The organism is Streptomyces pseudoechinosporeus, assembly GCF_054783935.1.
On sequence record NZ_BAAGPS010000019.1, the window covers coordinates 1 to 1,363 of the forward strand.

The 1,363-nt window shown below is 64.1% G+C and carries 1 protein-coding gene; it reads left to right on the plus strand.

Translation table 11 applies throughout. The features are described from left to right. Positions 1-1,363: DNA polymerase III subunit alpha (gene dnaE / locus ACYVO6_RS22720; protein ID WP_461063893.1), on the plus strand; the 1,363-nt coding region annotated here is incomplete at both ends.

Below are 1,363 nucleotides of genomic sequence, written 5' to 3' on the forward strand. Positions count from 1 at the left end.
TTCCCGGGGTACTTCCTGGTGGTCGCCGACTTCATCATGTGGGCCAAGAAGCAGGGCATCGCCGTCGGCCCCGGCCGAGGATCCGCCGCCGGTTCGCTGGTGTCGTACGCGATGGGCATCACCGACCTGGATCCTCTGGAACACGGTCTGATCTTCGAGCGGTTCCTGAACCCGGAGCGCGTCTCGATGCCCGATGTCGACATCGACTTCGACGAGCGTCGGCGCGTCGAGGTGATCAGGTATGTGACGGAGAAGTACGGCGCCGACAAGGTCGCCATGATCGGCACGTACGGCAAGATCAAGGCGAAGAACGCGATCAAGGACTCCGCGCGCGTGCTGGGCTATCCGTACGCGATGGGCGACCGCATCAGCAAGGCCATGCCGGCTGATGTCGGCGGTTCCGGTATCGAACTGGCAGGGATCACCGACGCCTCGCACCCGCGCTACAGCGAGGCGGGCGAGGTCCGGTCGATGTACGAGAACGAGCCGGACGTGAAGAAGGTCATCGACACCGCGCGCGGTGTGGAGGGCCTGGTCCGGCAGATGGGCGTGCACGCGGCCGGCGTGATCATGTCCAGCGAACCTGTTGTCGACCACGTGCCGGTGTGGGTCAGGCACACCGACGGGGTGACGATCACGCAGTGGGACTACCCGCAGTGCGAGTCGCTCGGCCTGCTGAAGATGGACTTCCTGGGCCTGCGCAACCTCACGATCATGGACGACGCCGTCAAGATGGTGAAATCCAACAAGGGCCTCGACATCGACCTGTTGAGCCTTCCGTTCGACGACACCGGGACATTCGAGTTGCTGGGGCGCGGCGACACCCTCGGCGTCTTCCAGTTTGACGGCAGCGCCATGCGCTCCCTGTGCCGGCTGATGAAACCCGACCAGTTCGAGGACATCACCGCCATCAATGCCCTGTACCGGCCGGGACCGATGGCCATGGGCTCGCACACCAACTACGCACTGCGCAAGAACGGTCAGCAGGAGATCACCCCGATCCACCCGGAGCTCGAAGAGCCCCTCAAGGAAATCCTGGACATCACCCACGGCCTGATCGTCTACCAGGAGCAGGTGCAGAAGGCCGCTCAGATTCTCGCCGGGTACAGCCTGGGCCAGGCCGATCTGTTGCGCCGGGCCATGGGCAAGAAGAAGAAAGAGGTCCTGGACAAGGAATTCGTCCCGTTCCGCGAAGGGTGCAGGGAGCGCGGCTACTCCGACGAGGCGATCCAGACGGTGTGGGACGTGCTGGTGCCGTTCGCGGGTTATGCCTTCAACAAAGCGCACGCTGCGGCCTATGCGCTGGTGTCGTACTGGACGGCGTATCTCAAGGCGAACTACCCGGCCGAGTACATGGCCGCGC